We start from the raw sequence: 25,213 nt of genomic DNA, 5'->3' as shown, positions 1-25,213 counted from the left end.
ATGGCCGTTGCCAAGAGCCGCAAGACCCCGTCCACCCGCGGCATGCGTCGTTCGCACGACAAGCTCAAGACCGTGCAGCTGGCGACCGACCCGACCAGCGGCGAGGTACATCTGCGCCACCACGTCACCAAGGACGGCTACTACCGTGGCAAGAAGGTGATCGACACCGCCGCGGCCGTCGACGCCGAATAAGCGCCATCCACCGGACGCAGCAAAGCGGCGCGGCGACGCGCCGCTTTGCGTTTCGGCGTCCGCGAACGTAACGTTGCGGATCCGGCGCGGCTGGACCTGGGCGGCAGAAGCCACCGGGCCAAAGAAGCCATCGCCCCCGCTTGCAGATGGACAGCCCCATGGCTTCGATTTATGCCCGCATCACCGGCACCGGCAGCGCGCTGCCCGAGCGCGTGCTGAGCAACGCCGATCTGGAAAAGTTCGTCGAGACCAGCGATGAATGGATCCGCAGCCGCACCGGCATCCGCCAGCGCCACGTCGCGGCGGAAGGCCAGACCACCGGCGACCTGTCCCTGCTCGCCGCCCAGCGTGCGCTGGAAGCGGCTGGCGTCAAGGCGTCCGAGCTGGACCTGATCGTACTGGGCACCACCACGCCCGACCTCATCTTCCCGTCCACCGCCTGCCTGGTGCAGAACCGCCTGGGCGCCAACGGCTGTGCCGCGTTCGACGTCAACGCCGCCTGTTCGGGCTTCGTCTATGCGCTGGGCATTGCCGACAAATTCATCCGCAGCGGGCAGTCGAAGAAGGTGCTGGTGATCGGCGCCGAGACGCTGACCCGCATGATCGACTGGACCGAGCGCGAAACCTGCGTGCTGTTTGGCGACGGCGCCGGCGCGGTGGTGCTGGAAGCCAGCGACGAGCCCGGTATCTATGCCACCTGCATGCATGCCGACGGCGGCTTCAAGGAACTGCTGTGGAACCCGGTCGGCGTCTCTGTCGGCTTCCGTGACGAGCCCAACCATGGCGTGCGCATCAAGATGGCCGGCCGCGAGGTGTTCAAGGTCGCGGTCAAGACGCTCGACTCGCTGGTCGAGCAGACCCTGCAGGCCGCCGGCATGGAGGCGTCGCAACTGGACTGGCTGATTCCGCACCAGGCTAACCTGCGCATCATCGAGGCCACCGCCAAGCGGCTCAACATGTCGATGGATCAGGTTATCGTGACCGTCGACAAGCATGCCAACACCTCGTCGGGCTCGGTGCCGCTGGCACTCGACTATGCAGTGCGTTCGGGCAAGGTGCAGCGTGGCCAGAACCTGCTGCTGGAAGCCTTCGGTGGCGGCTTCACCTGGGCTTCGGCGTTGTTGCGCTACTGAGTCCGGAAAGCCCTGACGCGATGCCGCCTTCGGGCGGCATCGTCGTTTCCGGGGAAAGTTCCTGCGAAACAGTCCGCCAGTCGCGACACATGCCCTATACGGCTGCGTACGCGCGCGGCTGCTGGCATCATCGCTTCTTTGCTTTGGATACCCCTCGATGACTGACACCTCCGCTTCGCTCGCCTTCGTCTTCCCCGGCCAGGGTTCGCAATCGGTCGGCATGCTGGCCGAGCTGGCCGCCGCGCACGCGGATGTGCGGGCGACCTTCGAGGAAGCCTCCGAGGGTGCCGGCGCGGACCTGTGGCAACTCAGCCAGCAGGGTCCAGAGGATCAGCTCAATCGGACCGAGAACACCCAGCCCGCGCTGCTGGCCGCGAGCGTGGCGGTGTGGCGCGTATGGGCGAAGCTTGGGGGCGCGCGTCCCGCGCAGCTGTCGGGCCACAGCCTGGGTGAGTACAGCGCGCTGGTCTGTGCCGGTGCGTTGTCGCTGCATGACGCGGCCGCGCTGGTGGCCGAGCGCGGCCGCCTGATGCAGGCGGCCGTGCCGTCGGGCGTGGGCGCGATGGCGGCGATCCTGGGCGGCGATGACGCGCAGATCGCGCAGGTGTGCGAAGAGGTCGCGCAGGGCCAGGTGGTCTCGCCGGCCAACTACAACTCTCCGGGCCAGCTGGTTATTGCAGGCAATGCCGAAGCGGTCGACCGTGCGCTGGCGAAGCTCGGCGAGCTGGGCGTGAGGAAGGCGGTCAAGCTGGCCGTGTCGGTGCCTTCGCATTGCGCGTTGATGCGTGAGGCGGCCGACAGGCTCGGCGAACGCATGGCCACGATCGAGTGGTCGCCGCCCGGCATCCCCGTGGTACAGAACGCCGAGGCGCGCAGCTACGGCAGCGTGCAGGAGATCCGCGGCGCGCTGCAGCGGCAACTCTACCTGCCGGTGCGCTGGACCGAATGCGTGCAGGCGCTTGCCGGCAACGGCGCCACCCGCGTGCTCGAATGCGGGCCGGGCAAGGTGCTTTCGGGCCTCATCAAGCGCATCGACAAAGGCCTGGATGCGCGTGCCATCGGCGCGCCGGCCGAGCTGGAATCCGCGCTTGCGTAGGGTGGGCTTGAGCCCGCCGCTGTCGTACCGGGATGGTGGGCTGAAGCCCACCCTACGGGTACTTGGCTATCTTTCGGTTTCCTTAAAAAAGGCATGACGATGAGCAACACGCTGCAAGGAGAAATCGCGCTGGTCACCGGCGCCAGCCGCGGCATCGGCGCGGCGATCGCCGACGAGCTGGCGGCCATGGGCGCCACCGTGATCGGCACGGCCACCAGCGAGAATGGCGCCAAGGCCATTGGCGAGCGCCTGGCCGCCCACGGTGGTCATGGCCGCGTGCTGGACGTGACCGACGGCGCTGCGGTCGAAGGCCTGATCGACGCCACGGCCAAGGAGTTCGGTGCGGTCTCGATCCTGGTCAACAACGCCGGCATCACCCGCGACCAGTTGCTGATGCGCATGAAGGACGAGGACTGGCAGGCGATCATCGACACCAACCTCACCTCGGTCTACCGCACCTCCAAGGCGGTGATGCGCGGCATGATGAAGGCGCGCAAGGGCCGCATCATCTCGATCGCCTCGGTGATCGGCCTGACCGGCAACCCGGGGCAGGCCAACTACGCGGCCGCCAAGGCGGGCATCATCGCGTTCTCCAAGTCGCTGGCGCGCGAGATCGGCACGCGCGGCATCACCGTCAACGTGGTCGCGCCCGGTTTCATCGATACCGACATGACGCGCGCGCTGCCGGAGGAGTCGAAGCAGGCGTTGCTGGGACAGATCGCGCTGGGCCGGCTGGGCGAGGCGAGCGACATCGCCAAGGCCGTCGGCTTCCTTGCATCGCCCGCCGCCGCGTACATCACCGGCGAAACGCTGCACGTCAACGGCGGCATGTACATGCCCTGACGTATGGCACGGTTGTCGCCAAGGACTCGTTTTTAGGCGACAATCGACCTTTCGCGCCGGCCCGAAAGCCTGCGCGTCCCGACCCTGCCGGCGTGGCAATGGCGGCCTGGCCGCTTACCCACTACAATTCGCCGGCCTTTGCCGGACCCGTGCCGGCCCGACAAAAAAAGCACACCCCTTGGGAGGTTTGGCAACATGAGCACCATCGAAGAGCGCGTCAAAAAGATCGTCATCGAGCAGCTGGGCGTGAAAGAAGATGAAGTCACGGCGAACGCTTCGTTCGTGGACGACCTGGGCGCCGATTCGCTGGACACGGTGGAACTGGTGATGGCCCTCGAGGAAGAGTTCGAGACCGAGATTCCCGACGAGGAAGCCGAGAAGATCACCACCGTGCAGCAGGCCGTCGACTACATCAAGGCCCACACCAAGGACTGATCGGTTTCGTGGCGGGTCTCCGCGCCCCTGGCGGCGCGGTTTCCGTTCACGCGGCGATACTGAAAGCTGCGCCACCTTGGCGCAGTTTTCGTTTCTGCCTTTGAAACGTCCGATACCGTATGGTGGATACGACGCCCGCCGGCGAAGCGGGGCGCATGTCCGCGATCCGCGCGGGACGGCCGCCATCGGCGGCGGATCCACGCAATCACGTAAGGAACATCAGCATGAGCAAGCGACGTGTGGTAGTGACCGGCATGGGAATCATCTCGCCGGTCGGCAACGACATCGCCACCGCTTGGAAGAATGTGGTCGAGGGCAATAGCAGCATCGGTCCGGTGACCAGTTTCGATGCCAGCGCTTACGCCACACGTATCGCTGGCGAAGTCCACGACTTCGACCCGGTGGAGGCCTATTTCGCCGGTACCGACACGCCCGACGACGAGCGGCGGGCGATCGCCAAGGACTTCAAGCGGATGGACCCGTTCATCCACTACGGCATCGTGGCGGGTACTCATGCGCTGCGCCAGTCGGGGTTGGTGATCGACGGCCGTAACGCCGCTCGTATCGGCATCGCCGCGGGCGCCGGCATCGGCGGGCTGCACACCATCGAATCGACCGCGCTGGAGCTGGCGGAAAAGGGGCCGCGCAAGGTCTCGCCGTTCTACGTGCCCAGCTCGATCATCAACATGGTCGCCGGCAACCTGTCGATCTACCACGGCATCAAGGGCCCGAACATTGCCTTGGTTTCGGCCTGTACCACCGCCGCACACAATATCGGCATGGCGATGCGCCTGATCCAGTACGGCGACGCCGACGCAATGCTGGCCGGCGGCGCCGAGTTCGCCACCACGCCGACAGCGATGGCGGGCTTCTGCTCGGCCAAGGCTATGTCCACGCGCAACGATGACCCCACCCACGCCAGTCGCCCTTGGGACACCGGTCGCGACGGCTTCCTGCTGTCCAACGGCGCGGGCATGCTGATGCTCGAGGAATACGAATTCGCCAAGGCGCGCGGCGCCAACATCCTGGCCGAGCTGAGCGGTTTCGGTATGAGCGGCGACGCGTACCACATCACCGCCCCGAGCGGCGAGGGCGCGGAGCTGGCCATGCGCAACGCGCTCCATGACGCGCAGCTGCAACCGTCGCAGGTGCAGTACGTCAACGCGCACAGCACCTCGACCCAGGTAGGCGACCTGGGCGAGGCCAAGGCGATCCGCAACGTGTTCGGCGACCATGCCACGCAGAAGGGCAAGTTCGCGGTCAGCTCCACCAAGTCGGTCACCGGGCATCTGCTCGGCGCGGCGGGTGGCGTGGAGGCGATCTTCTCGATCATGGCGCTGCGCGAAGGCGTGCTGCCGCCGACCATGAACCTGGTCGACGTGGATCCGGAAGTCGCAGCGCTCGGCATGGACCTGGTGCCGAACAAGGCCGAACCGGCCGGCATCGAGGTTGCCATGTCGAACTCGTTCGGTTTCGGCGGCACCAACGGCACGCTCGTCTTCCGTCGCGTCTGAACGTGACCCACCGGCGCCGCCTGCCCGGCGGCCGGCGCGACCTGCTCGCGCCGGCCGCTGCGTTTCCGGACCGCTATCCCTGCCTGCTCGAGAGCGTGCTGCACGGCAGCGCGCAGGCACGCTACGACATTCTGTTCGCCTTTCCGCGCGAGGCGCTGATGCTGTCCGCAGACGGCGCGCTCCACGGCGCCCAGCAGCCCCAGGACGGGGGCGGCTTCCTCGCTGCACTCGATGCCGCCTGGCAGGCCGAACGCGTGGCTGCGCACATCGACGGATTGCCTTTCCACGGTGGCTGGGTGCTGCTGCTAGCGTACGAACTGGCCGGCGAGATCGAGCCTCGCCTGCGCCTCCGTGCCGGCCACGATATGCCGGTCGCATTCGCGTTGCGTTGTCCGGTGGCGGCGATCGTCGACCATGCGGCTCAGTGCACCTGGCTGGTGGCCGAGGAAGGACACGGGCATCTGCTCGATCTGGTGGAGGCTGACCTCGCCGTGTCGTCTGCGATCCCTGCGATCCTACCGCCTACGGTGATCGAGGAGGACGCGCCCGAGCGCTTCCTTGATGGTGTCGCATGCATCCAAGAGCACCTGCATGCCGGCGACCTCTTCCAGGCCAACCTCTCGCGGGCCTGGCGCGCGCGCTATGCACAGCCGCCCGTGCCAGCGGCCTTGTACGGAGCGTTGCGCGCTGCCAATCCGGCGCCGTTCGCGGGTTTGATGCAACAGCCGGGTTGGGCAATCGCCAGCTCCTCGCCGGAGCGGCTGGTCGAAGTGCGCGACGGCGTCGCGCAGACACGCCCCATCGCCGGCACTCGCCCGCGCCTGGCCGGTGACGACGACGCGGCACGCATCCGCGAACTGGCCGCGCATCCGAAAGAGCGCGCCGAACACGTCATGCTGATCGACCTCGAGCGCAACGACCTGGGCCGGGTCTGCACGCCCGGTTCGGTCGAGGTGGATGAGTTGATGGTGGTGGAAAGCTACGCCCACGTGCACCACATCGTCTCCAACGTGCGCGGGCGCCTGCGCGAGGGGGTGACACCAGGGCAGGTGATTGCCGCGACCTTTCCGGGCGGCACGATCACCGGTTGTCCCAAGGTGCGCTGCATGGAAATCATCGCCGCGCTGGAGGATGCCCCGCGCGGCGCCTACACCGGCGCTCTGGGCTACCTCGACCGCAGCGGGGAGCTGGATCTCAACATCCTGATCCGCACGCTCGCCCAGGTCGGCCCTGACGTGAGCTTTCGTGCCGGCGCCGGCATCGTGGCCGACTCGGAGGCGGACAGGGAACTGGACGAGACTCGCGCCAAGGCGCGCGGTCTGTTGCGTGCACTGGGAGCGTCCGGTTGATCGCCCGCATGCTGATCGACGGGCGGATGCGTGGCCAGGTGTCGGCGCTGGATCGCGGGCTCGGCTACGGCGACGGGTTGTTCGAGACGATCCGTTTCGTGGGCGCCGACGCCCCCTTGTGGGCGCGCCACATGCAGCGGCTGGAGGAGGGTTGCCGCCGGCTGGGGTTGCCGATGCCGGGTCCGGCGATGCTGCTGGACGAAGCACGCGCCGTGTCGCGGGACATGTCCGGGGCGGTGGTGCGGGTCACGCTCACGCGCGGTGAAGGCGCACGCGGCTACAAGCCGCCCGCGCAGCCGCAGCCGACGCGCATCGTCGCCGCCTTCGACCCGCCGCCGCCCGACGATGCCGCGCAGGCCGACGGCATCCGCGTGCGCCTGTGCGCCACCTCGCTGGCGGCACAACCGCTGCTTGCCGGCCTCAAGCACCTCAATCGCCTGGAGCAGGTGCTGGCGCGCGCCGAGTGGGACGATCCGGCGATCACCGAGGGACTGCTTTGCGATGCCGACGGCCTGGCCATCTCGGCGACGTCGGCGAACCTGTTCGCGGTGTCCGGCAAGATGCTCGCCACCCCGGCAGTGGACCGTTGCGGCGTCGCCGGCGTGGGCCGGGCCGAGGTGCTGGCCGCCTGGCCGCATGCGCAGGTGCGCTCGATTCCGCTGGAAGAGCTGCGCCGCGCCGACGAGTTGTTCCTGTCCTCCAGCGTGCGCGGCATCCTGCCTGTCCGCGAACTGGACGCCCGTGCCTTTGCGGTCGGGCCGGTTGCCCGCGCGTTGCAGGCGCATTGGCGCGAACTGGGCTTTTAGGCTCGATCCGATTCCGCGGACGCGAGCCGGGGTGCCAGGCGTGCGGTGCGTCGCCCCTTCCAGACAGACAGAGTCGATGAGGCCTGCGTAGAATTGACCGGATCATCCTGGTGGAGCGGCCGATGGGGCGCAGGAAAAGGAAAGGAAGCGCTGTCGGGCGCATCCTGGCGTGGATCGTGCTGTTGGCAGTGCTGGCTGCGGCGGTAGCGGCCTGGTACGACTTCGAGCGATTCGCCCGCACGCCGCTCGCGATCGGCCCGCAACGCCAGACGTTCGACGTGGAGCGCGGCAGCAGCCTGCGCGGCATCGTCGCGCAGTTGCGCGCGCGCGGCCTCACCCATGCTCCGTCGCTGTACTGGCGCGTGCTCGCCGAGCGCATGCGCGTGGCCGACCGGCTCCATGCGGGCGAATACGCGCTCGATCCCGGCCTCACGCCGGGCCGGTTGCTCGACCTCATGGCGGAAGGACGGGTCCTGCAGCACGATTTCACCATCGTCGATGGCTGGACCTTCCAGCAATTGCGTGACGCGCTGTCGAAGATCGTCACGCTACGCCACGAGGGCGCTGCGCTGGATGATGCCGAAGTGATGCGCCGCATCGGCGTGGCTGGCGAAATGCCGGAGGGCCGCTTCCTGCCCGAGACCTACGCCTACGTCAAAGGCGACAGCGACCTGGACATCCTCAAGCGCTCCCACGAGGCCATGGCACGCACGCTGGCCGACCTCTGGCCCAAGCGCGCCAGGGACCTGCCGCTGGCATCGCCCTACGAGGCGCTGATCCTCGCTTCGATCGTGGAAAAGGAAACCGGCCGCGCCGAGGAGCGCTCGAAGATCGCCGGCGTGTTCGTGCGCAGGCTCGAAAAGCACATGCTGCTGCAGACCGACCCCAGCGTGATCTACGGCATGGGACAGGCCTATGCCGGCAACATCCGGCGCAGCGACCTGACCACCGACACGCCATACAACACCTACCTGCATGCGGGCCTGCCGCCCACGCCGATCGCGTTGCCGGGCCGTCCGGCGATCCAGGCCGCGCTGCACCCGGCGCCGGGCAGGGCGCTGTACTTCGTGGCGCGCGGCGATGGGCGCCACGTGTTCGCCAGCTCGCTGGCCGAACACAATCGCAACGTCGCCTGCTACCAGTTGAAGCGCTGTCATGACTGACCGGCGCGGACACTTCATCTCGCTCGAGGGCGGCGAAGGCGCCGGCAAGAGCACCTTGCTGGCCGGTCTGCGCGCGCACATCGCGGGGCAGGGCATCGAACTGGTGCAGACCCGCGAGCCGGGTGGTACGCCGGTGGGCGAGGCGGTGCGCGCGATCGTGCTGGACCCGCACGCGCGAGCCATGGCGGCGGAAACCGAACTGCTGCTGATGTTCGCCTCGCGCGCCCAACTGGTGCGCGAAACGATCGCACCGGCGCTGGCGGCCGGGCGGTGGGTGCTGTGCGACCGCTACGTCGATGCCAGCTACGCCTACCAGGGCGCTGGCCGCGGCCAGCCGCTGGAGCGCATCGCCGAACTGGAACGCTGGGCCTGCGCCGGTCTGGCGCCGGACCTGACCCTGCTGCTCGACCTGCCGGTGGCCACCGGTCGCGCGCGCGCCGCCGGACGCGGCGAGGCCGACCGCATCGAAACCGAAGCCGATGCCTTCTTCGAGCGCGTGCGTGCCAGCTACCGCGCGCGCGCCGCGGCGGAGCCTAGGCGCTTCCGCCTGATCGACGCCGGCCAATCGGCGGAGGCAGTGTTGCAAGCGGCCATCGCGGCACTGGCGCCGCTGCTGGCGGGACACGCGGCATGACCACGCCGAGCTGGCACGAGCCACACTGGCAACGGCTGCAATCGCGCCTGGGTCGCGGAGCGATGCCGCACGCGATGCTGTTGTGCGGCCCGGCCGGTCTGGGCAAGCGCGCGTTCCTGCAGCGCTTCGTGCGTGGCCTGCTGTGCGAGCGCTCGCACGAGGGCGAGGCTTGTGGCCAGTGCCGTACCTGCCTGCTGCTCGAGGCCGGCACCCATCCGGATTTCGTCACCATCAGCTACGGCCTGCGCAAGGACGGCGTGCAGCGCAAGGAGATCGTGGTGGACCAGGTCCGCGAGTTGTCCGCGCGGCTGGCGATGGCCAGCCAGTTCGGCGGCTGGCAGGTGGTGGTGATCGATCCGGCCGATGCCATGAACGCGGCGGCGGCCAACGCACTGCTCAAGACGCTGGAAGAACCTTCGCCGCAGACCTTGTTGCTGCTGGTGGCCGATGCGCCCTGGCGACTGCCGCAAACGATCCGCAGCCGTTGCCAGCGCATCGAGTTCCAGCTGCCCTCGCAAGCCGACGCGATGGCCTGGCTGAGCGCACAGGGCGTGGCCGAGCCGGCGGTCGCGCTGGAGGCGGCCGGTGGCAATCCGGGGCTCGCGCGGGCCTGGGCCGAGCAGGGTGCGCTGGCGCGCCGGCAGGCCGTGCGCAAGGATCTGGCCGCACTGTCCGCCGGTCGCGCCGAGCCGATGGAAGTGGCACGTCGCTGGCTGGATGCCGAACCCGAGCAGTGCCTGTGGTTCGCGGCGCAGGCGGCCGTCGACGAGGCGCGCGCGCGCGCGGCCGGCACGGCCGCGGTGCTCGGCAGCCAGCTCGACGCCGAGGCGCTGGCGGACTGGTTCGCCGCCGCCAACCGCACGCGCGACACGCTGCGCGGCCCGCTGCGCGGGGACCTTCTGCTGCTAGAGTTGCTCGCCGACTGGCGCTGAGCCCATGCCACGCGGATTCCGTCTGCGCTACACGTTGTACGAACGCGCGCTGCGGCAAGCTGCGCGCCACGATCGCCCGCCGTTTCCACCGGCCGGGCGATCACCACATCCCGGCGCGGGAGGCGCCACGACATGCCGTTGAGCCCGGAGCTGTACAGCCCCGACGCGCGCACCCGCCTATTGGTCGTGGCGCCGCATCCCGACGACGAAACCATCGGCACCGGCGAACTGCTGCAACTCGTGCGTGCGGCAGGCGGCGAAGTGTGCGTGTTGCTGCTTACCGATGGCGACGACAACCCCTGGCCACAACGGTGGCTCGAGCGCCGCGTGCGCATCGGCGATGCCGAACGCGCGCGCTGGGGCCGGCGCCGCCGCGGCGAGGTTGCCGAGGCGTTGCGGCGCCTGGACGTGCCTTTCAGCGCACTGCACGCGATGGGCTGGGCGGACATGGGTCTGACCACACTGGTTCGCGAGGACGCCTCGATGGCGCGCGCGCGCCTGGTCGCGGAACTGGCCCGCTTCCAGCCCAACGTGGTCGCCCTGCCTGCCTTGTCCGACCGCCATCCAGACCACGGCAGCGCGCACGTGCTGACGCGGCTGGCGCTGGCCGACTGGGGTGCCGAGCCGCCGCTGTTGCTCGGCTATCTGGTTCACGGCCGCGGGGAGATGACCGACGACGTCGCCCTGCCCGACGCTGCCGAGCGCCACGCGGCCAAGCTTGCCGCTCTTTCGGCGCATGGCAGCCAGATGGCGCTGAGCGCGGGCCGCATGCGGCGGCTGACCGATCGCCCCGAGCGCTACGAACGCGTCGCCCGGCCTCCTGCCGATCGCGAGGCCGGCGGGCTGCCCTGGCACCCCAAGGCCTGGCGCTCGCAACTGCGGTTGACCATCGCCAGTCCCGATGGCGTGCGCCACTGGCCCTGGGCCGATGCGCCGCTGCAGCAGGACGGGCAGGGCCGCTGGCGCCTGGCCGAAGTGCCCACGGCACCGTGTTTCGCGCGGCTGGACATGGACGTGCCCTCGCCGTGGATCTTCGACCGCTGGGGCTGGTGCGAGTTGTAGGTCCGTAGGTGGGCTGAAGCCCACCCTATGCGGTTGCGGTGGGCGATCACCGCTTTGCGCCGGCGCACCCTGCTCGCTACGATGCTCTTGCCGGCTCCGAAGCCGGCCGTTGTCCCGGAGCCCAAGCATGACCCCCACCGCCGCCCGCCAGGGCATCATCTCGCTGAAGATCAAGGACGCCGCGTCGCTGTACAACGCGTACATGCCGTTCCTCAAGTACGGCGGCCTGTTCGCGCCAACCGCGCAACGCTACGCGCTGGGCGACGAGGTGGTTTTGCTGATCACGCTGATGGACGAGACCGAGCGCCTGTCGGTGGTGGGCAAGGTGGCCTGGATCAGTCCGCTCGGCGCCCAGGGCAACCGCACCGCCGGCATCGGCGTGCACTTCAACGAATCGGGTGATGCCGAGGTGGCGCGCCAGCGCATCGAGAACATCCTTGCCGGCGTGCTCGGTTCGGAGCGTCCGACGCATACCATGTAACGCGTCAGGGTTCGGCGGATACCGCGCACGCATCGCGCCGCGCGCCGGCATTCGCCGTACGCTCACCTGCAACCTGCGAGAACCGGCCGGTCGGCGGGTCGCTAACCAATAACTGTCGCGTTCGCAATACTTGGCGTTGTCCCCGCACCCGCTGATACAATGCGGCGGTTACACGAAGGGATTTCGTGGAAATCGGGCGCTCGCGACCCCACGCGTGCGATCGTGGCCGGACAGCCCCTGCCGTTCCCTGGCCTGCCGAATCGAACCAGCCAGATCGCCACATCGTTGGCGGTCACTGATGCGCCCGAAGGGTGCGGAGGTACGTTGCATCGTGCTTGCTCAATACTGGCCCATCCTGCTGTTCATCGGCGTTGCCGCCGGCCTGGGCGTGGTGCTGCTGATCATCGGCATGCTCGCCGGCCCGCGCCGCCCCGAGGCGATCAAGCTCGCACCCTACGAGTGCGGTTTCGAGGCCTTTGAAGACGCGCGCATGCGCTTCGACGTCCGCTATTACCTGCTGGCGATCCTGTTCATCATCTTCGACCTGGAAATCGCCTTCCTGTTCCCATGGGCGGTGGTATTCCAGCAGATCGGCATCATCGCGTTGATCGAGATGGCGCTGTTCCTGTTGTTGCTGGTGGTCGGTTTCGCCTACGTGTGGAAGAAGGGAGCACTGGAATGGGAGTGATGTCTTCCGTCGGTCGGGTGATGCACAACCCCGAGCCGCTGAACCTGGTCGACGACATCCTGCGCCCGGCCGAGGACAATCCGGTCGTCCAGCGCGGTTTCGCCACTACCTCGGTCGACGCGCTGATGAACTGGGCACGTACCGGTTCGATGTGGCCGATGACTTTCGGCCTGGCCTGTTGCGCGGTCGAGATGATGCACGCCGGTGCCGCGCGCCTGGACCTGGACCGCTATGGCGTGATCTTCCGCCCGAGTCCGCGCCAGTCCGACGTGATGATCGTGGCCGGCACCCTGGTCAACAAGATGGCGCCGGCGCTGCGCCGCGTATACGACCAGATGCCCGACCCGAAGTGGGTGATCTCGATGGGCAGCTGCGCCAACGGCGGCGGCTACTACCACTACTCGTACTCGGTGGTGCGCGGCTGCGACCGCATCGTGCCGGTAGACATCTACGTGCCGGGCTGCCCGCCGACGGCCGAGGCGCTGATCCACGGCATCCTGCAGTTGCAGAAGAAGATCCGCCGCACCAGCACCATTGCCCGCGGCTGAGGCTGAGACCCTGCTCATGACCGATACGCAAAACACTTCGCTTGCCGCCCGCCTCGCGGCACGGTTCGGCGACACCCTTTCGCTGCTGCCCGCGCGCGGCGGCGAAACCACCGCCGAGCTGACCGCTGCCGACCTGATCAGCGTCGCCACCGCGCTGCGCGATGAGCCGGAGTTCCGCTTCGAACAGCTGATCGACGTCTGCGGCGTCGACTACCTCGGTTATGGCCAGGACGAGTGGGCGACCGAGACAGTCACCGCCACCGGCTTTTCCCGCGGCGTCGAAGGCCAGGCGATGGGCCGCTTCAGCTGGGCCGAGCGCCCGCGCGATGCCAACATGCCGCGCCGCTTCGCCGTGGTTGTCCACCTGCTTTCGCTTGCGCACAACCGGCGCCTGCGCCTGCGCGTGTTCTGCGACGACGACACCCTGCCGATGGTGCCCTCGCTGACCGGCATCTGGCCCGTTGCCAACTGGTTCGAGCGCGAGACGTTCGACCTGTACGGCATCCTGTTCGACGGCCATCCGGACCTGCGCCGCATCCTCACCGACTACGGCTTCGTCGGCCATCCGTTCCGCAAGGATTTCCCGCTGATCGGCAACGTCGAAGTGCGTTACGACGCCGAGCAGCAGCGCGTGGTCTACCAGCCGGTGACGATCGAACCGCGCGTGCTGGTGCCGCGCGTGATCCGCGACGACGCCGACCTCATCCAGGCCAACGCCGAAGCCGCCGACGACTGGCGCCACAACTGAAGGGCTGCGACGTCATGCAGGAAATCCGCAACTACACGATGAACTTCGGCCCCCAGCATCCGGCCGCGCACGGCGTGCTGCGCCTGGTGCTGGAGATGGATGGCGAGACCGTGGTGCGCGCCGACCCGCACGTGGGCCTGCTCCACCGCGGCACCGAGAAGCTGGCCGAGTCCAAGCCGTTCAACCAGTCGATCGGCTACATGGATCGCCTGGACTACGTGTCGATGATGTGCAACGAGCACGCCTACGTGCGCGCGATCGAGACCCTGCTGGGCATCGAGGCGCCGGAGCGTGCGCAGTACATCCGCACGATGTTCGACGAGATCACCCGCATCCTGAACCACCTGATGTGGATCGGCTCCAACGCGCTCGACCTGGGTGCGATGGCGGTGTTCCTGTACGCGTTCCGCGAGCGCGAGGAACTGATGGACGTCTACGAGGCGGTCTCGGGCGCGCGCATGCACGCGACCTACTATCGCCCGGGCGGCGTCTACCGCGACCTGCCGGACCGCATGCCGCAGTACAAGGAATCGCCCTGGCACAAGGGTGCGGATCTCAAGCGCATCAACTCGGCGCGCGAGGGCTCGATGCTGGACTTCATCGAGGAGTTCACCCGCATTTTCCCGGGCCGCGTGGACGAATACGAAGACCTGCTCACCACCAACCGCATCTGGAAGCAGCGCACCGTCGGCATCGGCGTGATCAGCCCCGAAAAGGCCAAGGCCTGGGGCATGACCGGCGCGATGCTCCGCGGTTCGGGCGTCGAGTGGGACCTGCGCAAGAAGCAGCCCTATGCCAAGTACGCCGAGATGGATTTCGACATCCCGGTGGGCGTCAACGGCGATTGCTACGACCGCTACCTGGTGCGCGTGGAAGAGATGCGCCAGTCCAACCGCATCATCAAGCAGTGCGTGGACTGGCTGCGTGCCAACCCGGGTCCGGTGATGGTGACCAACTTCAAGGTGGCGCCGCCTTCGCGCGCCGAGATGAAGGAGAGCATGGAAGCGCTCATCCATCACTTCAAGCTGTTCACCGAGGGCTACGGCGTGCCCGCTGGCGAGACCTATTGCGCGGTCGAGGCGCCGAAGGGCGAGTTCGGCTGCTACCTGGTGTCCGACGGCGCCAACAAGCCCTTCCGCGTGCACCTGCGCGCGCCGGGTTTCGCCCATCTGTCGTCGATGGACGCCACCGTCAGCGGCCACATGCTGGCCGACGTGGTGGCGATGATCGGCACCTACGATCTCGTGTTCGGCGAAGTCGACCGCTAAGCCGGCACCACGGAGATTCCCCATGAAACCCACCAACAACTACGAGCAGGTCAAGCACGTCGATCCGCTCGTCGTGCTGAGCGAGCACACCCGCCACCACATCGATGAATGGGTCGCCAGGTTCCCGGCCGACCGCAAGCGCTCGGCACTTATCCAGGCGCTGTTCGCCGCGCAGGAGCAGAACCAGGGCTTCCTTACCGACGAGCTCATCACCGCGGTGACCAGGTACCTCGACCTGCCCGCCATCTGGGGCTACGAGGTGGCGAGCTTCTATTCGATGCTCGAGACCAAGCCGGTGGGTCGCAACAACGTGGCGATCTGCACCAATATCTCGTGCTGGCTCAACGGTGCCGAGGGCCTGGTGCGCCACTGCGAGAAGAAGCTGGGCGTCAAGCTCGGCGAGAGCACGCCGGACGGGCGCGTCTATCTCAAGCGTGAAGAGGAATGCATCGCCGCCTGCGTGTACGCGCCGGCGATGACGGTCAATGGGCATTACCACGAGCGGCTCACCCCCGAGAAGCTCGATGAAATTCTCGACGGTCTGGAGTGAGGCAGGGCATGGCTAGCAGCAACGGTCCGGTCGGACCCGCACCGCAAGACCACCAGGTCGTCTACACGACACTGCACTTCGACACGCCGTGGTCGATGGACAGCTACGAAAAGGTCGACGGCTACAAGGCGTGGCGCAAGATCCTCGCCGAGAAGCCCGATCCGACCGCGCTCATCGACGAGGTCAAGAAGTCGAGCCTGCGCGGCCGCGGCGGCGCGGGCTTCCCGACGGGCCTCAAGTGGTCGTTCATGCCCAAGGGCACGATGCAGAAGTACATCCTCTGCAACTCGGACGAGTCCGAGCCCGGCACGGCGAAGGACCGCGACATCCTGCGCTACAACCCGCACGCGGTCATCGAAGGCCTGGCAATCGCCTGCTACTGCACCGGCTCGACCGTCGCCTACAACTACCTGCGCGGCGAGTTCCACCACGAGCCGTACGAGCACTTCGAGGCGGCGCTGAAGGAAGCCTACGCGGCCGGTCTGTTGGGCAAGAACATCGGCGGCAGCGGCATCGACGTGGACATCTACACGGCGCTGGGCGCCGGTGCCTACATCTGCGGCGAAGAGACGGCGCTGATGGAGTCGCTGGAAGGCAAGAAAGGCCAGCCGCGCTTCAAGCCGCCGTTCCCGGCCAACTTCGGCCTGTACGGCAAGCCGACCACGATCAACAACACCGAGACCTATGCCTCGGTGCCGGCGATCCTGCGCAACGGCGCCGACTGGTTCCTCAATCTCGGCAAGCCCAACAACGGCGGCCCGAAGATTTTCTCGGTCTCCGGCCACGTGAACAACCCGGGCAACTTCGAGATCCGCCTGGGCACCTCGTTCAAGGACCTGCTGGCGATGGCCGGCGGAGTGCGCAATGGCAACCAGCTCAAGGCAGTGATCCCGGGCGGCTCCTCGATGAAGGTGCTGCCGGCAGCCACCATGCTCGAGTGCACGATGGACTATGACAGCCTGCAGAAGGCCGGTTCCGGCCTGGGCTCGGGCGCGGTCATCGTGATGGACGACACCACCTGCATGGTGCGCGCCTGCCACCGCATCGCGCGCTTCTACATGGCCGAGTCCTGCGGCCAGTGCACGCCGTGCCGCGAAGGCACCGGCTGGATGTACCGCGTGCTCAGCCGCATCGTGGAAGGGAAGGGCACCGAGGACGACCTGCATCGCCTGAAGGCCGTAGCCGGCCAGATCGAGGGCCACACCATCTGCGCCTTCGGCGAAGCCGCCGCCTGGCCGGTGCAAGGCTTCCTGCACCACTTCTGGGACGAGTTCGAATACTTCGTGCGCCACGGGCGTTCGATGACCGACGACAAGCTTGGAGTCGCCGCCTGATGAGCGCGCAGCCGACCACCACCGCGCCGGACCTGATCAATATCGAGGTCGACGGCAAGCCCACGCAGATCCGCAAGGGCGCGATGATCATCGAAGCCGCCGATGCGATCGGCGTGGCGATCCCGCGTTTCTGCTATCACCGCAAGCTCCCGATCGCCGCCAACTGCCGCATGTGCCTGGTCGACGTGGAGATGGGCGGCAAGCTGATGCCCAAGCCGCAGCCGGCCTGCGCCACCCCGGTGGCCGAGGGCATGAAGGTGATGACGCGCTCGGACAAGGCGCTGAAGTTCCAGAAGGACGTGATGGAGTTCCTTCTGATCAACCACCCGCTGGATTGCCCGATCTGCGACCAGGGCGGCGAGTGCGAGCTGCAGGACGTGGCGCTGGGCTACGGCCGCAGCGTGTCGCGCTACACCGAGCGCAAGCGCACCATCGCCGACGAGAACATCGGTCCGCTGGTCGCCACCGAGATGACCCGCTGCATCCAGTGCACGCGCTGCGTGCGCTTCACCAGCGAGATCGCCGGCACCTACGAGCTCGGCGGCATGAACCGCGGCGAGAACCTGCAGATCGGCACGTACATCGGCAAGACCGTCGAGACCGAGCTCTCGGGCAACATCATCGACGTCTGCCCGGTCGGCGCGCTGACCAACAAGCCGTTCCAGTTCCAGGCGCGCGCCTGGGAGCTGATCGCGCGTCCGTCGATCGCCTACCACGATGCGCTCGGCTCGAATCTGTGGCTGCATACGCGCCGCGGCGAAGTGCTGCGCACGGTGCCGCGCGACAACGAAGCCATCAACGAGTGCTGGCTGTCCGACCGTGACCGCTTCAGCTACCAGGGCCTGTACGCCGCCGACCGCGTGCACGCGCCGCAGATCAAGCGCAACGGCCAGTGGCAGCAGGCGAGCTGGGAAGAGGCGCTCTCCGCCGCCGCCGAGGCGCTTAAGTCGGTGCCGGGCAGCGAACTGGGCATTCTGGCCTCGCCCGCCACCACCAACGAGGAAGGCGACCTGCTGGTGCGACTGGCCCGCGGGTTGGGCAGCGCGCACGTCGACCATCGCCTGCGCCAGCTGGACCTGTCCGACCGTCCGGTCGCGGCCCGCTTCGAAGTGCCCGTCGCCGAGGTCAGCCAGGTCACCGGCGCGCTGCTGGTGGGCTCGGACCTGCGTTACGAAATGCCGCTGCTCAATCATCGCCTGCACCAGGCGGTCAAGCGTGGCGCCAAGGTTTACACGGTCAATCCGGCGCGCTTCGGCTTCAACTACGCGCTGGCTGGCGAGGCGATCGTGTCGCCGGTTGCATTGGTCGATGCGCTGCTGGCGCTGGCCAAGGCGGCGGTTGCCGACGGCGCCGCCGCACCGGCCGCACTGGCCGACGCCATCAACGGCGCACAGCATGACGAGGGCGACCGCGACGCGATCGCCGTGCTCAAGGCCGGCAAGGCCGTGGTGATCCTGGGCGAGGCCGCCGCCACGCATCCGCAGGCCTCGTGGCTGCGTGCCGTGGCGCGTTTCATCGCACAGGCCACCGGTGCCGGCTACAACGAACTGCCGGTCGGCGCCAACGCGCTGGGCCTGGGGCAGGGTGGCCTGCTGCCCGGCAACGGTGGCCTCGACGCGCAGGCGATGCTCGCCCAGCCGCGCAAGGGCTACGTGCTCTACGGCGTCGAGCCGCCGCACGATTTCTCCGATGGCGCCAAGGCGCTGGCGGCGTTACGCGGCGCGCAGGCGGTGGTGGCGTTCAGCGCCTACGCCGGTGAAGCGCTTCGCGAGGTGGCGAACGTCATTCTGCCCATCGCGCTGCTGCCGGAAACCGACGGCACCCTGGTCAACGTGGACGGCCTGGCGCAGAGCGCGCTGGCCGGCGCCAAGGCGCCCGGCGAGGCGCGTGCCGGCTGGAAGGTGCTGCGCGCACTCGGCGGCCTGCTGCAGTTGGGTGGTTTCGAGTTCGACGACCTGGCCGGCCTGCGCGAGGGCATCACCGAGCGTCCGTTGCCGTCGCACGCCACGTCCCTGGCCCCTCGCCAGGGTGGGGCGGGCGGCCTGGTGCGACTGGCGACCTGGCCGATCTACCGCGGCGACGCCGTGCTGCGCCGGGCCACCGCGCTCAACGCGCATCCGATCAACCGCCCGGCGGCCGTGCGCATGAACGCCAACGAGGCCATGCACCAGGGCCTCACCTCCGGCGCGCAGGTGCGCCTCGCCGATGCGCTGCTGCCGGTTGCCATCGATGACGCCGTGCCCAACGGCGCGGTGTGGATCGAGGCCGCGCACGACCTGACCGCCACGCTGCCGCCGTACGGCGCGGCCATCACCCTGAGCAAGGCGTAACCCATGGGCGAACAACTCCTCAACGAGCTGGTCTGGCCGGTCGTCTACATCCTGTGCATCGCGGTGCCGCTGATCCTCGCGGTGGCCATGTTCGTGTACTGGGAGCGCAAGGTCATCGGCTGGATGCACGTGCGCATGGGGCCGAACAAGATCGGCCCGTTCGGCATCCTGCAGGCGTTCGCCGACGTGGTGAAGCTGTTGCTGAAGGAAGTGATCCTTCCCTCCAGCGCCAACCGCGTGCTGTATTACCTCGCGCCGCTGCTCGCATTGGTGCCGGCGTTCGCGGCGTGGGCGGTGGTTCCGTTCGACGACAGGATGGTGCTGGCCAACGTCAACGCCGGCCTGCTGTACCTGCTGGCGATGACCTCGCTGGGCGTGTACGGCATCATCCTGGCCGGTTGGGCGTCGAACTCGCGCTACGCGTTGCTCGGCGCCATGCGCTCGGCCGCGCAGGTGATTTCCTACGAGCTGGCCATGGGTTTGTCGCTGGTCTGCGTGCTGGTGCTGGCCGGTTCTCTCAACCTGACCGACATCGTGCATGCGCAGGGTGGCGGCAAGGGCTTCCTCGACTGGTTCTGGCTGCCGCTGCTGCCGGTGTTCATCGTCTACTTCATCTCCGGCGTGGCCGAGACCAACCGCGCGCCGTTCGACGTGGCCGAAGGTGAATCGGAAATCGTCGCCGGCTTCCACGTGGAATATTCGGGCTCGGCCTTCGCGATCTTCTTCCTGGCCGAGTACGCGAACATGATCCTGGTGAGCTTCCTCGCCTCGATCTTCTTCCTGGGCGGCTGGCTGAGCCCGCTGCAGGGCTGGATCACCGCCGACGTCTCGCCGTGGGTCAACTGGATCTGGACCGGCAGCATCATCTGGCTGCTGATCAAGGCCTTCCTGATGTCCTTCCTGTTCCTGTGGTTCCGCGCAACGTTCCCGCGCTACCGCTACGACCAGATCATGCGGCTGGGCTGGAAGGTGTTCATTCCCATCACGATCGTGTGGGTCCTCGTGGCCGGCTGCATGAAGTACTTCGGCTGGGTCATCGCCGGAACGGGGGCATAAGGCAACTCATGAACCGCATTACCGACTACTTCAAGAGCCTGCTGCTCATCGAGCTGCTCAAGGGCATGGCGCTGACCCTGCGCTACATGTTCAAGCCCAAGTACACCGTGCGCTTCCCGATGGAGCACATCCCGCGCTCGAACCGCTTCCGCGGCCTGCACGCGCTGCGCCGCTATCCGAACGGCGAAGAGCGCTGTATCGCCTGCAAGCTGTGCGAGGCGGTGTGCCCGGCGCTGGCGATCACCATCGATTCGGCTCCGCGCGAGGGCGACGGCCAGCGCCGCACCACGCGCTACGACATCGACCTGTTCAAGTGCATCTTCTGCGGCTTCTGCGAGGAGAGCTGCCCGGTCGATTCGATCGTCGAGACATCGGTGCTGGAATACCACTTCGAACAGCGTGGCCAGAACGTGGTGACCAAGGCGCAGCTGCTCGCCATCGGCGACCGCTTCGAGCCGGAAATCGCCGCGGCCCGCGCGCAAGACGCGGCGTACCGCTAAGGGGCCACCGACATGATCGATACCAACCTTCTGCAATTGATCTGCTTCTACGGCTTCGCCGCCGTTACCGTGGCCGCCGCCCTGGCGGTGATCACGGTGAAGAACTCGGTGCACGCGGTGCTCTCGCTGGTGCTGGCCTTCTTCAGCACCGCCTGCATCTGGCTGCTGGCCGAGGCCGAGTTCCTGGCCATCGCGCTGATCGTGGTCTACGTGGGCGCGGTGATGGTGCTGTTCCTGTTCGTCGTGATGATGCTCGACATCAAGATGGAGCAGGTGCGCGAAGGCTTCATCCGCTACCTGCCGGTTGGCATCATCGTGGCGCTGGTCATGCTCGGCGAAATGCTGGCCCTGATCGGCGTGCGTGCGATGCACGCGCACGTGCTGGGCGCCGATCCGGCCGCCGCCGTGGGCCTGTCCAACACCGCCTGGCTGGGCGGGGCGCTGTACACGCAGTACCTGCTGCCGTTCGAGATCGCCGCGGTGATCCTTACCGTGGGCGTGGTGGTGGCGGTGGCGTTGACGTTGCGCCAGCGCGGCGACAAGCGGCATGAGTCGGCCAGCGAGCAGGTGCGCGTGAACCCGCGCGACCGCATCCGCGTGGTCAAGATGGCGCCCTCGCGCCCGGATGAACCGACTGCCTCGCAGGAGCCGCTGCAATGATCACGCTGTCGCATTTCATCGTGCTCGGCGCGGTGCTGTTCTGCATCGCCGTGGCCGGTCTGTTCATCAACCGCAAGAACGTGATCGTGCTGCTGATGGCGATCGAGTTGATGCTGCTTGCGGTGAACATGAACTTCGTGGCGTTCTCGCGCTTCCTTGGCGACGTGGGCGGCCAGGTGTTCGTGTTCTTCATCCTCACCGTCGCGGCCGCCGAGTCCGCGATCGGCCTGGCGATCCTGGTGCTGCTGTTCCGCAACCGCAGCACGGTCAACGTCGCCGAAATCGACTCGATGAAGGGCTGAGCCGATGCAATTGTCCACGAACATCCTGCTGATCATCGCGTTGGCGCCCCTTGTCGGCTGCCTGCTGGCCGGCTTCCTCGGCAAGCAGATCGGTCGCGTGGGCGCGCACAGCGTGACCATCCTTGGCTTGGCTGTCTCCTGCGCGCTGTCGTTCTACGTGCTCTACCAGCTCACCGCCGGCGGCGCGTCGAGCTACAACCAGGACATCTACACCTGGTTCGAGATCGGCCGCCTGCATGTCAGCGTCGGCTTCCTGGTCGACCGTCTCACCGCCATGATGATGGTGGTGGTGACCTTCGTGTCGCTGCTGGTGCACGTCTACACCATCGGCTACATGGCCGACGACCCCGGCTACCAGCGCTTCTTCAGCTACATCTCGCTGTTCACCTTCGCGATGTTGATGCTCGTGATGAGCAACAACTTCATGCAGCTGTTCTTCGGCTGGGAAGGCGTGGGCCTGGTGTCCTACCTGCTGATCGGCTTCTGGTACAAGCGGCCGACCGCGATCTTCGCCAACCTCAAGGCGTTCCTGGTCAACCGCGTGGGCGACTTCGGCTTTTTGCTGGGCATCGCGGCGGTGCTGTATTTCCTGGGCACGCTGGATTACGCCACCGCCTTCGAAAACGCGCCCAGCCTGATCGGCAAGACGCTGGCGCTGACCTCGACCACGCACTGGGACGCGGCCACGGTGATCTGCGTGCTGCTGTTCGTCGGCGCGATGGGCAAGTCGGCGCAGGTTCCGCTGCATGTGTGGCTGCCCGATTCGATGGAAGGCCCGACCCCCATCTCGGCGCTGATCCATGCCGCGACGATGGTGACCGCGGGCATCTTCATGGTCGCGCGCATGTCGCCGTTCTTCGAATTGTCCGAAGGCGCGCTCAGCTTCGTGATGGTGATCGGCGCCACCGGCGCCCTGTTCACCGGCCTGATCGGCATCGTGCAGAACGACATCAAGCGCGTGGTCGCCTACTCGACGCTGTCGCAGCTGGGCTACATGACCGTGGCGCTGGGCGTGTCCGCCTACGCCGGCGCGGTGTTCCACCTGATGACCCACGCGTTCTTCAAGGCGTTGCTGTTCCTGGGCGCGGGCTCGGTGATCATCGCCATGCACCACGAGCAGGACATGCGCTACATGGGCGGCCTGCGCAAGTACATGCCGATCACCTGGATCACCATGTGGATCGGCTCGCTGGCGCTGGTGGCGATTCCGTTCACCTCGGGCTTCTACTCGAAGGACGCAATCATCGAGGCGGTCGGTGAATCGCATCGCTGGGGCTCGGGTTACGCCTATGTCTGCGTGCTGATCGGTGCCTTCGTCACCGCGCTGTACACGTTCCGCCAGATGTATCTGACCTTCCACGGCAAGGAGCGCTTCACGGTAGTCGACCACCACGCTCATGCCGCGCACGGCGACGCGCATTCAGACGATCCGCACCACGGTCACAAGCCGGGCGAGCTGGAACACGCGCCGCACGAGTCGCCCTGGGTGGTGACGCTGCCGCTGATCCTGCTGGCGATCCCCTCGTTGCTGGTCGGGTTCTTCACGATCGGACCGATGCTGTTCGGCGACTGGTTCGGCCAGGCGATCCATGTGGAGGAAGCCAACAACGTGCTGGGCGAACTGGGCCGCGAATTCCATGGCCCGGCCGCGATGGCCCTGCATGGCCTGTTGAGCTGGCCATTCGCGCTGGTGGTGCTCGCCTTCGTGATCACCACCTACATCTACCTGTTCAACCCGGCCATGGCCGGCAAGATCAAGAACGAGCTCATGCCGCTGTGGACGGTGCTGGACCGCAAGTACTGGGTCGACGACGTCTACTTCGCGATCTTTGCCCGCGGCGGCGTGAAACTCGGCCGCCTGTTCTGGAAAGCCGGCGACGCGGCTGTGATCGACGGCGCCATGGTCAACGGTTCGGCGGGCGTGGTGCGCGGCATCGCTGCCGGTGTGCGCCGCCTGCAGTCGGGCTACCTCTACCACTACGCCTTCGCGATGATTCTCGGCCTGATCCTGCTGCTGGGCGGGTTCTGGGTCTTCGGATCCGGGCTGATCGGGCAATAAGGAAGCACGCTCCATGTTCAATCATTTGCTCAGCCTGCTGATCTGGCTCCCCATCGTCGGCGCGATTCCCGTGCTGCTGGCCGGCTCCGGCCGCCCGGGCCTGGCCCGCTGGCTCGCGCTGCTGGTGGCGGTGCTGACCTTCGTGGCCAGCCTGTGCCTGCTGCCGGCCCACGACGCCGCCAACGGCGCCATGCAGCTGGCCGAAAGCCACGTCTGGATCGCCTCGCTCGGGGTCAACTACGGCCTTGCCGTGGATGGCATTTCCATCGCGCTGATCCTGCTCACCACGTTCGTCGGCATCCTGGTGATCGTCGGCGCCTGGGAGGTGATCCAGGACAAGCCGCACCAGTACATGGCCGCGATGCTGGTGCTCGAGGGCCTGATGATCGGCGTGTTCTGCGCCACCGACGCCTTGCTGTTCTACGTGTTCTTCGAGGCGATGCTGATCCCGATGTTCATCCTGATCGGCGTCTGGGGCGGCCCGCGGCGCGTGTATGCAACGCTGAAGTTCTTCATCTACACGTTCCTCGGCTCGATCTTCATGCTGATCGGGTTGATTTACCTGTACCTGAAGGCGGGCACCTTCGACCTGCACACGCTGGCGGCGCTGCCGCTGACGATGAAGGAGCAGACCTGGCTGTTCTTCGCCTTCCTGCTGGCCTTTGCGATCAAGGTGCCGATGGTGCCGGTGCACACCTGGTTGCCGGACGCCCACGTGGAGGCGCCGACCGGCGGTTCCGTGGTGCTGGCCGCGGTGATGCTGAAGGTGGGCACCTACGGTTTCCTGCGCTTCATCCTGCCGATCACCCCGGATGCGGGCGACCATTTCGCCTGGATCGTGATCGTGCTCAGCCTCATCGCGATCGTCTACATCGGTTACGTGGCGCTGGTGCAGGAGGACATGAAGAAGCTGGTGGCGTATTCGTCCGTAGCGCACATGGGCTTCGTCACGCTCGGCATCTTCATCGCCTTCATGCTGGTGCGCGACGCCAACGACCTGGATGCGGCCAATCTGGGCATGCAGGGCGCGATGGTGCAGATGATCTCGCATGGCTTCGTTTCGGGCGCGATGTTTACCTGCATCGGCGTGATGTACGACCGCCTGCACACGCGCCAGATCAAGGACTACGGCGGCCTGATCAACGTGATGCCATGGTTCGGCTTCTTCTACGTGCTGTTCGCCATGGCCAACTCCGGCCTGCCGGGCACCAGCGGCTTCGTCGGCGAGTTCATGGTGGTGCTGGCCAGCTTCGCGGCCAACCCGTGGATCGCGCTGTTTGCCGCCTTCACCCTGATCATCGGCGCGGCCTACACGTTGTGGATGGTCAAGCGCGTGCTGTGGGGCGAGATCACCAACCCGCACGTGGCCCAGATGAAGGACATCAACGGCCGCGAGGCATTCGTGCTGATCGCCTTCGCCGCCGCCGTGATGGCGTTGGGCATCTGGCCGCAGCCGCTGATCCACCTGATGGACGCCTCGGTGTCGCAGATGGTCCAGCAGCTCGCCGTTCACAAGATCTAAGCGGAATC

At 67.2% G+C, this 25,213-nt stretch carries 26 protein-coding genes; all 26 read left to right on the top strand.

The genetic code is table 11. From position 1 onward, the window contains the following. The 26 genes from rpmF to OSC30_RS01585 all read left to right on the top strand — a co-directional run bounded on the left by rpmF (position 1) and on the right by OSC30_RS01585 (position 25,205). The gene (gene rpmF, locus OSC30_RS01710; protein WP_091336642.1) at positions 1-192 is read left to right on the top strand and encodes a 50S ribosomal protein L32; all 192 of its coding nucleotides are present in this window, start codon (positions 1-3) and stop codon (positions 190-192) included. 158 nt (positions 193-350) lie between these two features. Then, complete coding sequence (locus OSC30_RS01705) at positions 351-1,325, top strand: beta-ketoacyl-ACP synthase III (protein ID WP_267170091.1); 975 nt, start codon at positions 351-353, stop codon at positions 1,323-1,325. Positions 1,326-1,482: 157 nt separating this feature from the next. Then, entirely contained in the window at positions 1,483-2,421 is a 939-nt protein-coding gene (gene fabD / locus OSC30_RS01700; RefSeq protein ID WP_267170090.1) for an ACP S-malonyltransferase, read from the top strand. A 99-nt stretch (positions 2,422-2,520) separates the two neighbouring features. Then, positions 2,521-3,264, top strand: a complete 744-nt coding sequence (gene fabG / locus OSC30_RS01695; protein WP_267170089.1) for a 3-oxoacyl-ACP reductase FabG — start codon at positions 2,521-2,523, stop codon at positions 3,262-3,264. A 195-nt stretch (positions 3,265-3,459) separates the two neighbouring features. Continuing rightward, entirely contained in the window at positions 3,460-3,699 is a 240-nt protein-coding gene (gene acpP / locus OSC30_RS01690; RefSeq protein ID WP_091336635.1) for an acyl carrier protein, read from the top strand. Between the two features lie 224 nt (positions 3,700-3,923). After that, on the top strand, positions 3,924-5,213 hold the full coding sequence (fabF, locus tag OSC30_RS01685; RefSeq protein WP_267170088.1) for a beta-ketoacyl-ACP synthase II: 1,290 nt from the start codon (positions 3,924-3,926) through the stop codon (positions 5,211-5,213). Beyond that, complete coding sequence (locus tag OSC30_RS01680; RefSeq protein WP_425474723.1) at positions 5,210-6,562, top strand: aminodeoxychorismate synthase component I; 1,353 nt, start codon at positions 5,210-5,212, stop codon at positions 6,560-6,562. The genes fabF and OSC30_RS01680 overlap by 4 nt, the downstream gene beginning before the upstream one ends. Next, on the top strand, positions 6,559-7,368 hold the full coding sequence (gene pabC, locus OSC30_RS01675; RefSeq protein ID WP_267170086.1) for an aminodeoxychorismate lyase: 810 nt from the start codon (positions 6,559-6,561) through the stop codon (positions 7,366-7,368). The genes OSC30_RS01680 and pabC overlap by 4 nt, the downstream gene beginning before the upstream one ends. Positions 7,369-7,490: 122 nt before the next feature. Beyond that, positions 7,491-8,531, top strand: a complete 1,041-nt coding sequence (gene mltG / locus OSC30_RS01670; protein WP_267170085.1) for an endolytic transglycosylase MltG — start codon at positions 7,491-7,493, stop codon at positions 8,529-8,531. Continuing rightward, positions 8,524-9,165: a dTMP kinase gene (gene tmk, locus OSC30_RS01665; protein WP_267170084.1), complete on the top strand. Its 642-nt coding sequence runs from the start codon at positions 8,524-8,526 to the stop codon at positions 9,163-9,165. Before mltG ends, tmk begins: the two co-directional genes overlap by 8 nt. Then, complete coding sequence (gene holB, locus OSC30_RS01660) at positions 9,162-10,097, top strand: DNA polymerase III subunit delta' (protein ID WP_267170083.1); 936 nt, start codon at positions 9,162-9,164, stop codon at positions 10,095-10,097. The genes tmk and holB overlap by 4 nt, the downstream gene beginning before the upstream one ends. A gap of 132 nt (positions 10,098-10,229) precedes the next feature. After that, entirely contained in the window at positions 10,230-11,159 is a 930-nt protein-coding gene (locus tag OSC30_RS01655; RefSeq protein ID WP_267170082.1) for a PIG-L deacetylase family protein, read from the top strand. A gap of 127 nt (positions 11,160-11,286) precedes the next feature. Then, complete coding sequence (locus OSC30_RS01650) at positions 11,287-11,640, top strand: PilZ domain-containing protein (protein WP_267170081.1); 354 nt, start codon at positions 11,287-11,289, stop codon at positions 11,638-11,640. Positions 11,641-11,971: 331 nt separating this feature from the next. Then, positions 11,972-12,328, top strand: a complete 357-nt coding sequence (locus OSC30_RS01645; RefSeq protein ID WP_267170139.1) for an NADH-quinone oxidoreductase subunit A — start codon at positions 11,972-11,974, stop codon at positions 12,326-12,328. Then, on the top strand, positions 12,319-12,876 hold the full coding sequence (locus tag OSC30_RS01640; RefSeq protein ID WP_267170080.1) for a NuoB/complex I 20 kDa subunit family protein: 558 nt from the start codon (positions 12,319-12,321) through the stop codon (positions 12,874-12,876). Before OSC30_RS01645 ends, OSC30_RS01640 begins: the two co-directional genes overlap by 10 nt. A 16-nt stretch (positions 12,877-12,892) precedes the next feature. Further along, positions 12,893-13,624: an NADH-quinone oxidoreductase subunit C gene (locus OSC30_RS01635; RefSeq protein WP_267170079.1), complete on the top strand. Its 732-nt coding sequence runs from the start codon at positions 12,893-12,895 to the stop codon at positions 13,622-13,624. 14 nt (positions 13,625-13,638) lie between these two features. After that, a complete protein-coding gene (locus OSC30_RS01630) occupies positions 13,639-14,892 on the top strand; it encodes an NADH-quinone oxidoreductase subunit D (protein WP_267170078.1) in 1,254 nt (417 codons plus the stop codon). Between the two features lie 22 nt (positions 14,893-14,914). Next, complete coding sequence (gene nuoE / locus OSC30_RS01625) at positions 14,915-15,442, top strand: NADH-quinone oxidoreductase subunit NuoE (protein ID WP_267170077.1); 528 nt, start codon at positions 14,915-14,917, stop codon at positions 15,440-15,442. A gap of 8 nt (positions 15,443-15,450) precedes the next feature. Next, positions 15,451-16,776: an NADH-quinone oxidoreductase subunit NuoF gene (gene nuoF / locus OSC30_RS01620; protein ID WP_267170076.1), complete on the top strand. Its 1,326-nt coding sequence runs from the start codon at positions 15,451-15,453 to the stop codon at positions 16,774-16,776. Then, a complete protein-coding gene (gene nuoG / locus OSC30_RS01615) occupies positions 16,776-19,106 on the top strand; it encodes an NADH-quinone oxidoreductase subunit NuoG (protein WP_267170075.1) in 2,331 nt (776 codons plus the stop codon). Before nuoF ends, nuoG begins: the two co-directional genes overlap by 1 nt. Positions 19,107-19,109: 3 nt before the next feature. After that, positions 19,110-20,162, top strand: coding sequence for an NADH-quinone oxidoreductase subunit NuoH (gene nuoH / locus OSC30_RS01610; protein WP_267170074.1), 1,053 nt, complete (start codon positions 19,110-19,112; stop codon positions 20,160-20,162). A gap of 8 nt (positions 20,163-20,170) precedes the next feature. Continuing rightward, positions 20,171-20,662 carry an NADH-quinone oxidoreductase subunit NuoI gene (nuoI, locus tag OSC30_RS01605; RefSeq protein ID WP_267170073.1) on the top strand — a complete coding sequence of 164 codons (492 nt, stop codon included), beginning with the start codon at positions 20,171-20,173 and terminating at the stop codon, positions 20,660-20,662. A gap of 12 nt (positions 20,663-20,674) precedes the next feature. Further along, on the top strand, positions 20,675-21,322 hold the full coding sequence (locus tag OSC30_RS01600; RefSeq protein ID WP_267170072.1) for an NADH-quinone oxidoreductase subunit J: 648 nt from the start codon (positions 20,675-20,677) through the stop codon (positions 21,320-21,322). Further along, a complete protein-coding gene (nuoK, locus tag OSC30_RS01595) occupies positions 21,319-21,624 on the top strand; it encodes an NADH-quinone oxidoreductase subunit NuoK (RefSeq protein WP_209614757.1) in 306 nt (101 codons plus the stop codon). The genes OSC30_RS01600 and nuoK overlap by 4 nt, the downstream gene beginning before the upstream one ends. 4 nt (positions 21,625-21,628) lie before the next feature. After that, on the top strand, positions 21,629-23,683 hold the full coding sequence (gene nuoL, locus OSC30_RS01590; RefSeq protein WP_267170071.1) for an NADH-quinone oxidoreductase subunit L: 2,055 nt from the start codon (positions 21,629-21,631) through the stop codon (positions 23,681-23,683). Between the two features lie 13 nt (positions 23,684-23,696). Then, on the top strand, positions 23,697-25,205 hold the full coding sequence (locus tag OSC30_RS01585; protein ID WP_267170070.1) for an NADH-quinone oxidoreductase subunit M: 1,509 nt from the start codon (positions 23,697-23,699) through the stop codon (positions 25,203-25,205). Positions 25,206-25,213 lie beyond the last annotated feature (8 nt).

The organism is Frateuria hangzhouensis, from assembly GCF_026410505.1.
In the GTDB taxonomy this organism is placed as follows: Bacteria; Pseudomonadota; Gammaproteobacteria; order Xanthomonadales; family Rhodanobacteraceae; genus Frateuria_A; species Frateuria_A hangzhouensis.
Note: the sequence above shows the minus strand (reverse complement) of the source record. Positions and strands in the feature narration are given on the sequence as shown.

What these genes read in the sequence shown, in the direction of transcription:
- rpmF (WP_091336642.1), top strand. Translation starts at nt 1, where the DNA reads ATGGCCGTTGCCAAGAGCCGCAAGACCCCGTCCACCCGCGGCATGCGT.
- OSC30_RS01705 (WP_267170091.1), top strand. Translation starts at nt 351, where the DNA reads ATGGCTTCGATTTATGCCCGCATCACCGGCACCGGCAGCGCGCTGCCC.
- fabD (WP_267170090.1), top strand. Translation starts at nt 1,483, where the DNA reads ATGACTGACACCTCCGCTTCGCTCGCCTTCGTCTTCCCCGGCCAGGGT.
- fabG (WP_267170089.1), top strand. Translation starts at nt 2,521, where the DNA reads ATGAGCAACACGCTGCAAGGAGAAATCGCGCTGGTCACCGGCGCCAGC.
- acpP (WP_091336635.1), top strand. Translation starts at nt 3,460, where the DNA reads ATGAGCACCATCGAAGAGCGCGTCAAAAAGATCGTCATCGAGCAGCTG.
- fabF (WP_267170088.1), top strand. Translation starts at nt 3,924, where the DNA reads ATGAGCAAGCGACGTGTGGTAGTGACCGGCATGGGAATCATCTCGCCG.
- mltG (WP_267170085.1), top strand. Translation starts at nt 7,491, where the DNA reads ATGGGGCGCAGGAAAAGGAAAGGAAGCGCTGTCGGGCGCATCCTGGCG.
- tmk (WP_267170084.1), top strand. Translation starts at nt 8,524, where the DNA reads ATGACTGACCGGCGCGGACACTTCATCTCGCTCGAGGGCGGCGAAGGC.
- holB (WP_267170083.1), top strand. Translation starts at nt 9,162, where the DNA reads ATGACCACGCCGAGCTGGCACGAGCCACACTGGCAACGGCTGCAATCG.
- OSC30_RS01655 (WP_267170082.1), top strand. Translation starts at nt 10,230, where the DNA reads ATGCCGTTGAGCCCGGAGCTGTACAGCCCCGACGCGCGCACCCGCCTA.
- OSC30_RS01650 (WP_267170081.1), top strand. Translation starts at nt 11,287, where the DNA reads ATGACCCCCACCGCCGCCCGCCAGGGCATCATCTCGCTGAAGATCAAG.
- OSC30_RS01640 (WP_267170080.1), top strand. Translation starts at nt 12,319, where the DNA reads ATGGGAGTGATGTCTTCCGTCGGTCGGGTGATGCACAACCCCGAGCCG.
- OSC30_RS01635 (WP_267170079.1), top strand. Translation starts at nt 12,893, where the DNA reads ATGACCGATACGCAAAACACTTCGCTTGCCGCCCGCCTCGCGGCACGG.
- OSC30_RS01630 (WP_267170078.1), top strand. Translation starts at nt 13,639, where the DNA reads ATGCAGGAAATCCGCAACTACACGATGAACTTCGGCCCCCAGCATCCG.
- nuoE (WP_267170077.1), top strand. Translation starts at nt 14,915, where the DNA reads ATGAAACCCACCAACAACTACGAGCAGGTCAAGCACGTCGATCCGCTC.
- nuoF (WP_267170076.1), top strand. Translation starts at nt 15,451, where the DNA reads ATGGCTAGCAGCAACGGTCCGGTCGGACCCGCACCGCAAGACCACCAG.
- nuoG (WP_267170075.1), top strand. Translation starts at nt 16,776, where the DNA reads ATGAGCGCGCAGCCGACCACCACCGCGCCGGACCTGATCAATATCGAG.
- nuoH (WP_267170074.1), top strand. Translation starts at nt 19,110, where the DNA reads ATGGGCGAACAACTCCTCAACGAGCTGGTCTGGCCGGTCGTCTACATC.
- nuoI (WP_267170073.1), top strand. Translation starts at nt 20,171, where the DNA reads ATGAACCGCATTACCGACTACTTCAAGAGCCTGCTGCTCATCGAGCTG.
- OSC30_RS01600 (WP_267170072.1), top strand. Translation starts at nt 20,675, where the DNA reads ATGATCGATACCAACCTTCTGCAATTGATCTGCTTCTACGGCTTCGCC.
- nuoK (WP_209614757.1), top strand. Translation starts at nt 21,319, where the DNA reads ATGATCACGCTGTCGCATTTCATCGTGCTCGGCGCGGTGCTGTTCTGC.
- nuoL (WP_267170071.1), top strand. Translation starts at nt 21,629, where the DNA reads ATGCAATTGTCCACGAACATCCTGCTGATCATCGCGTTGGCGCCCCTT.
- OSC30_RS01585 (WP_267170070.1), top strand. Translation starts at nt 23,697, where the DNA reads ATGTTCAATCATTTGCTCAGCCTGCTGATCTGGCTCCCCATCGTCGGC.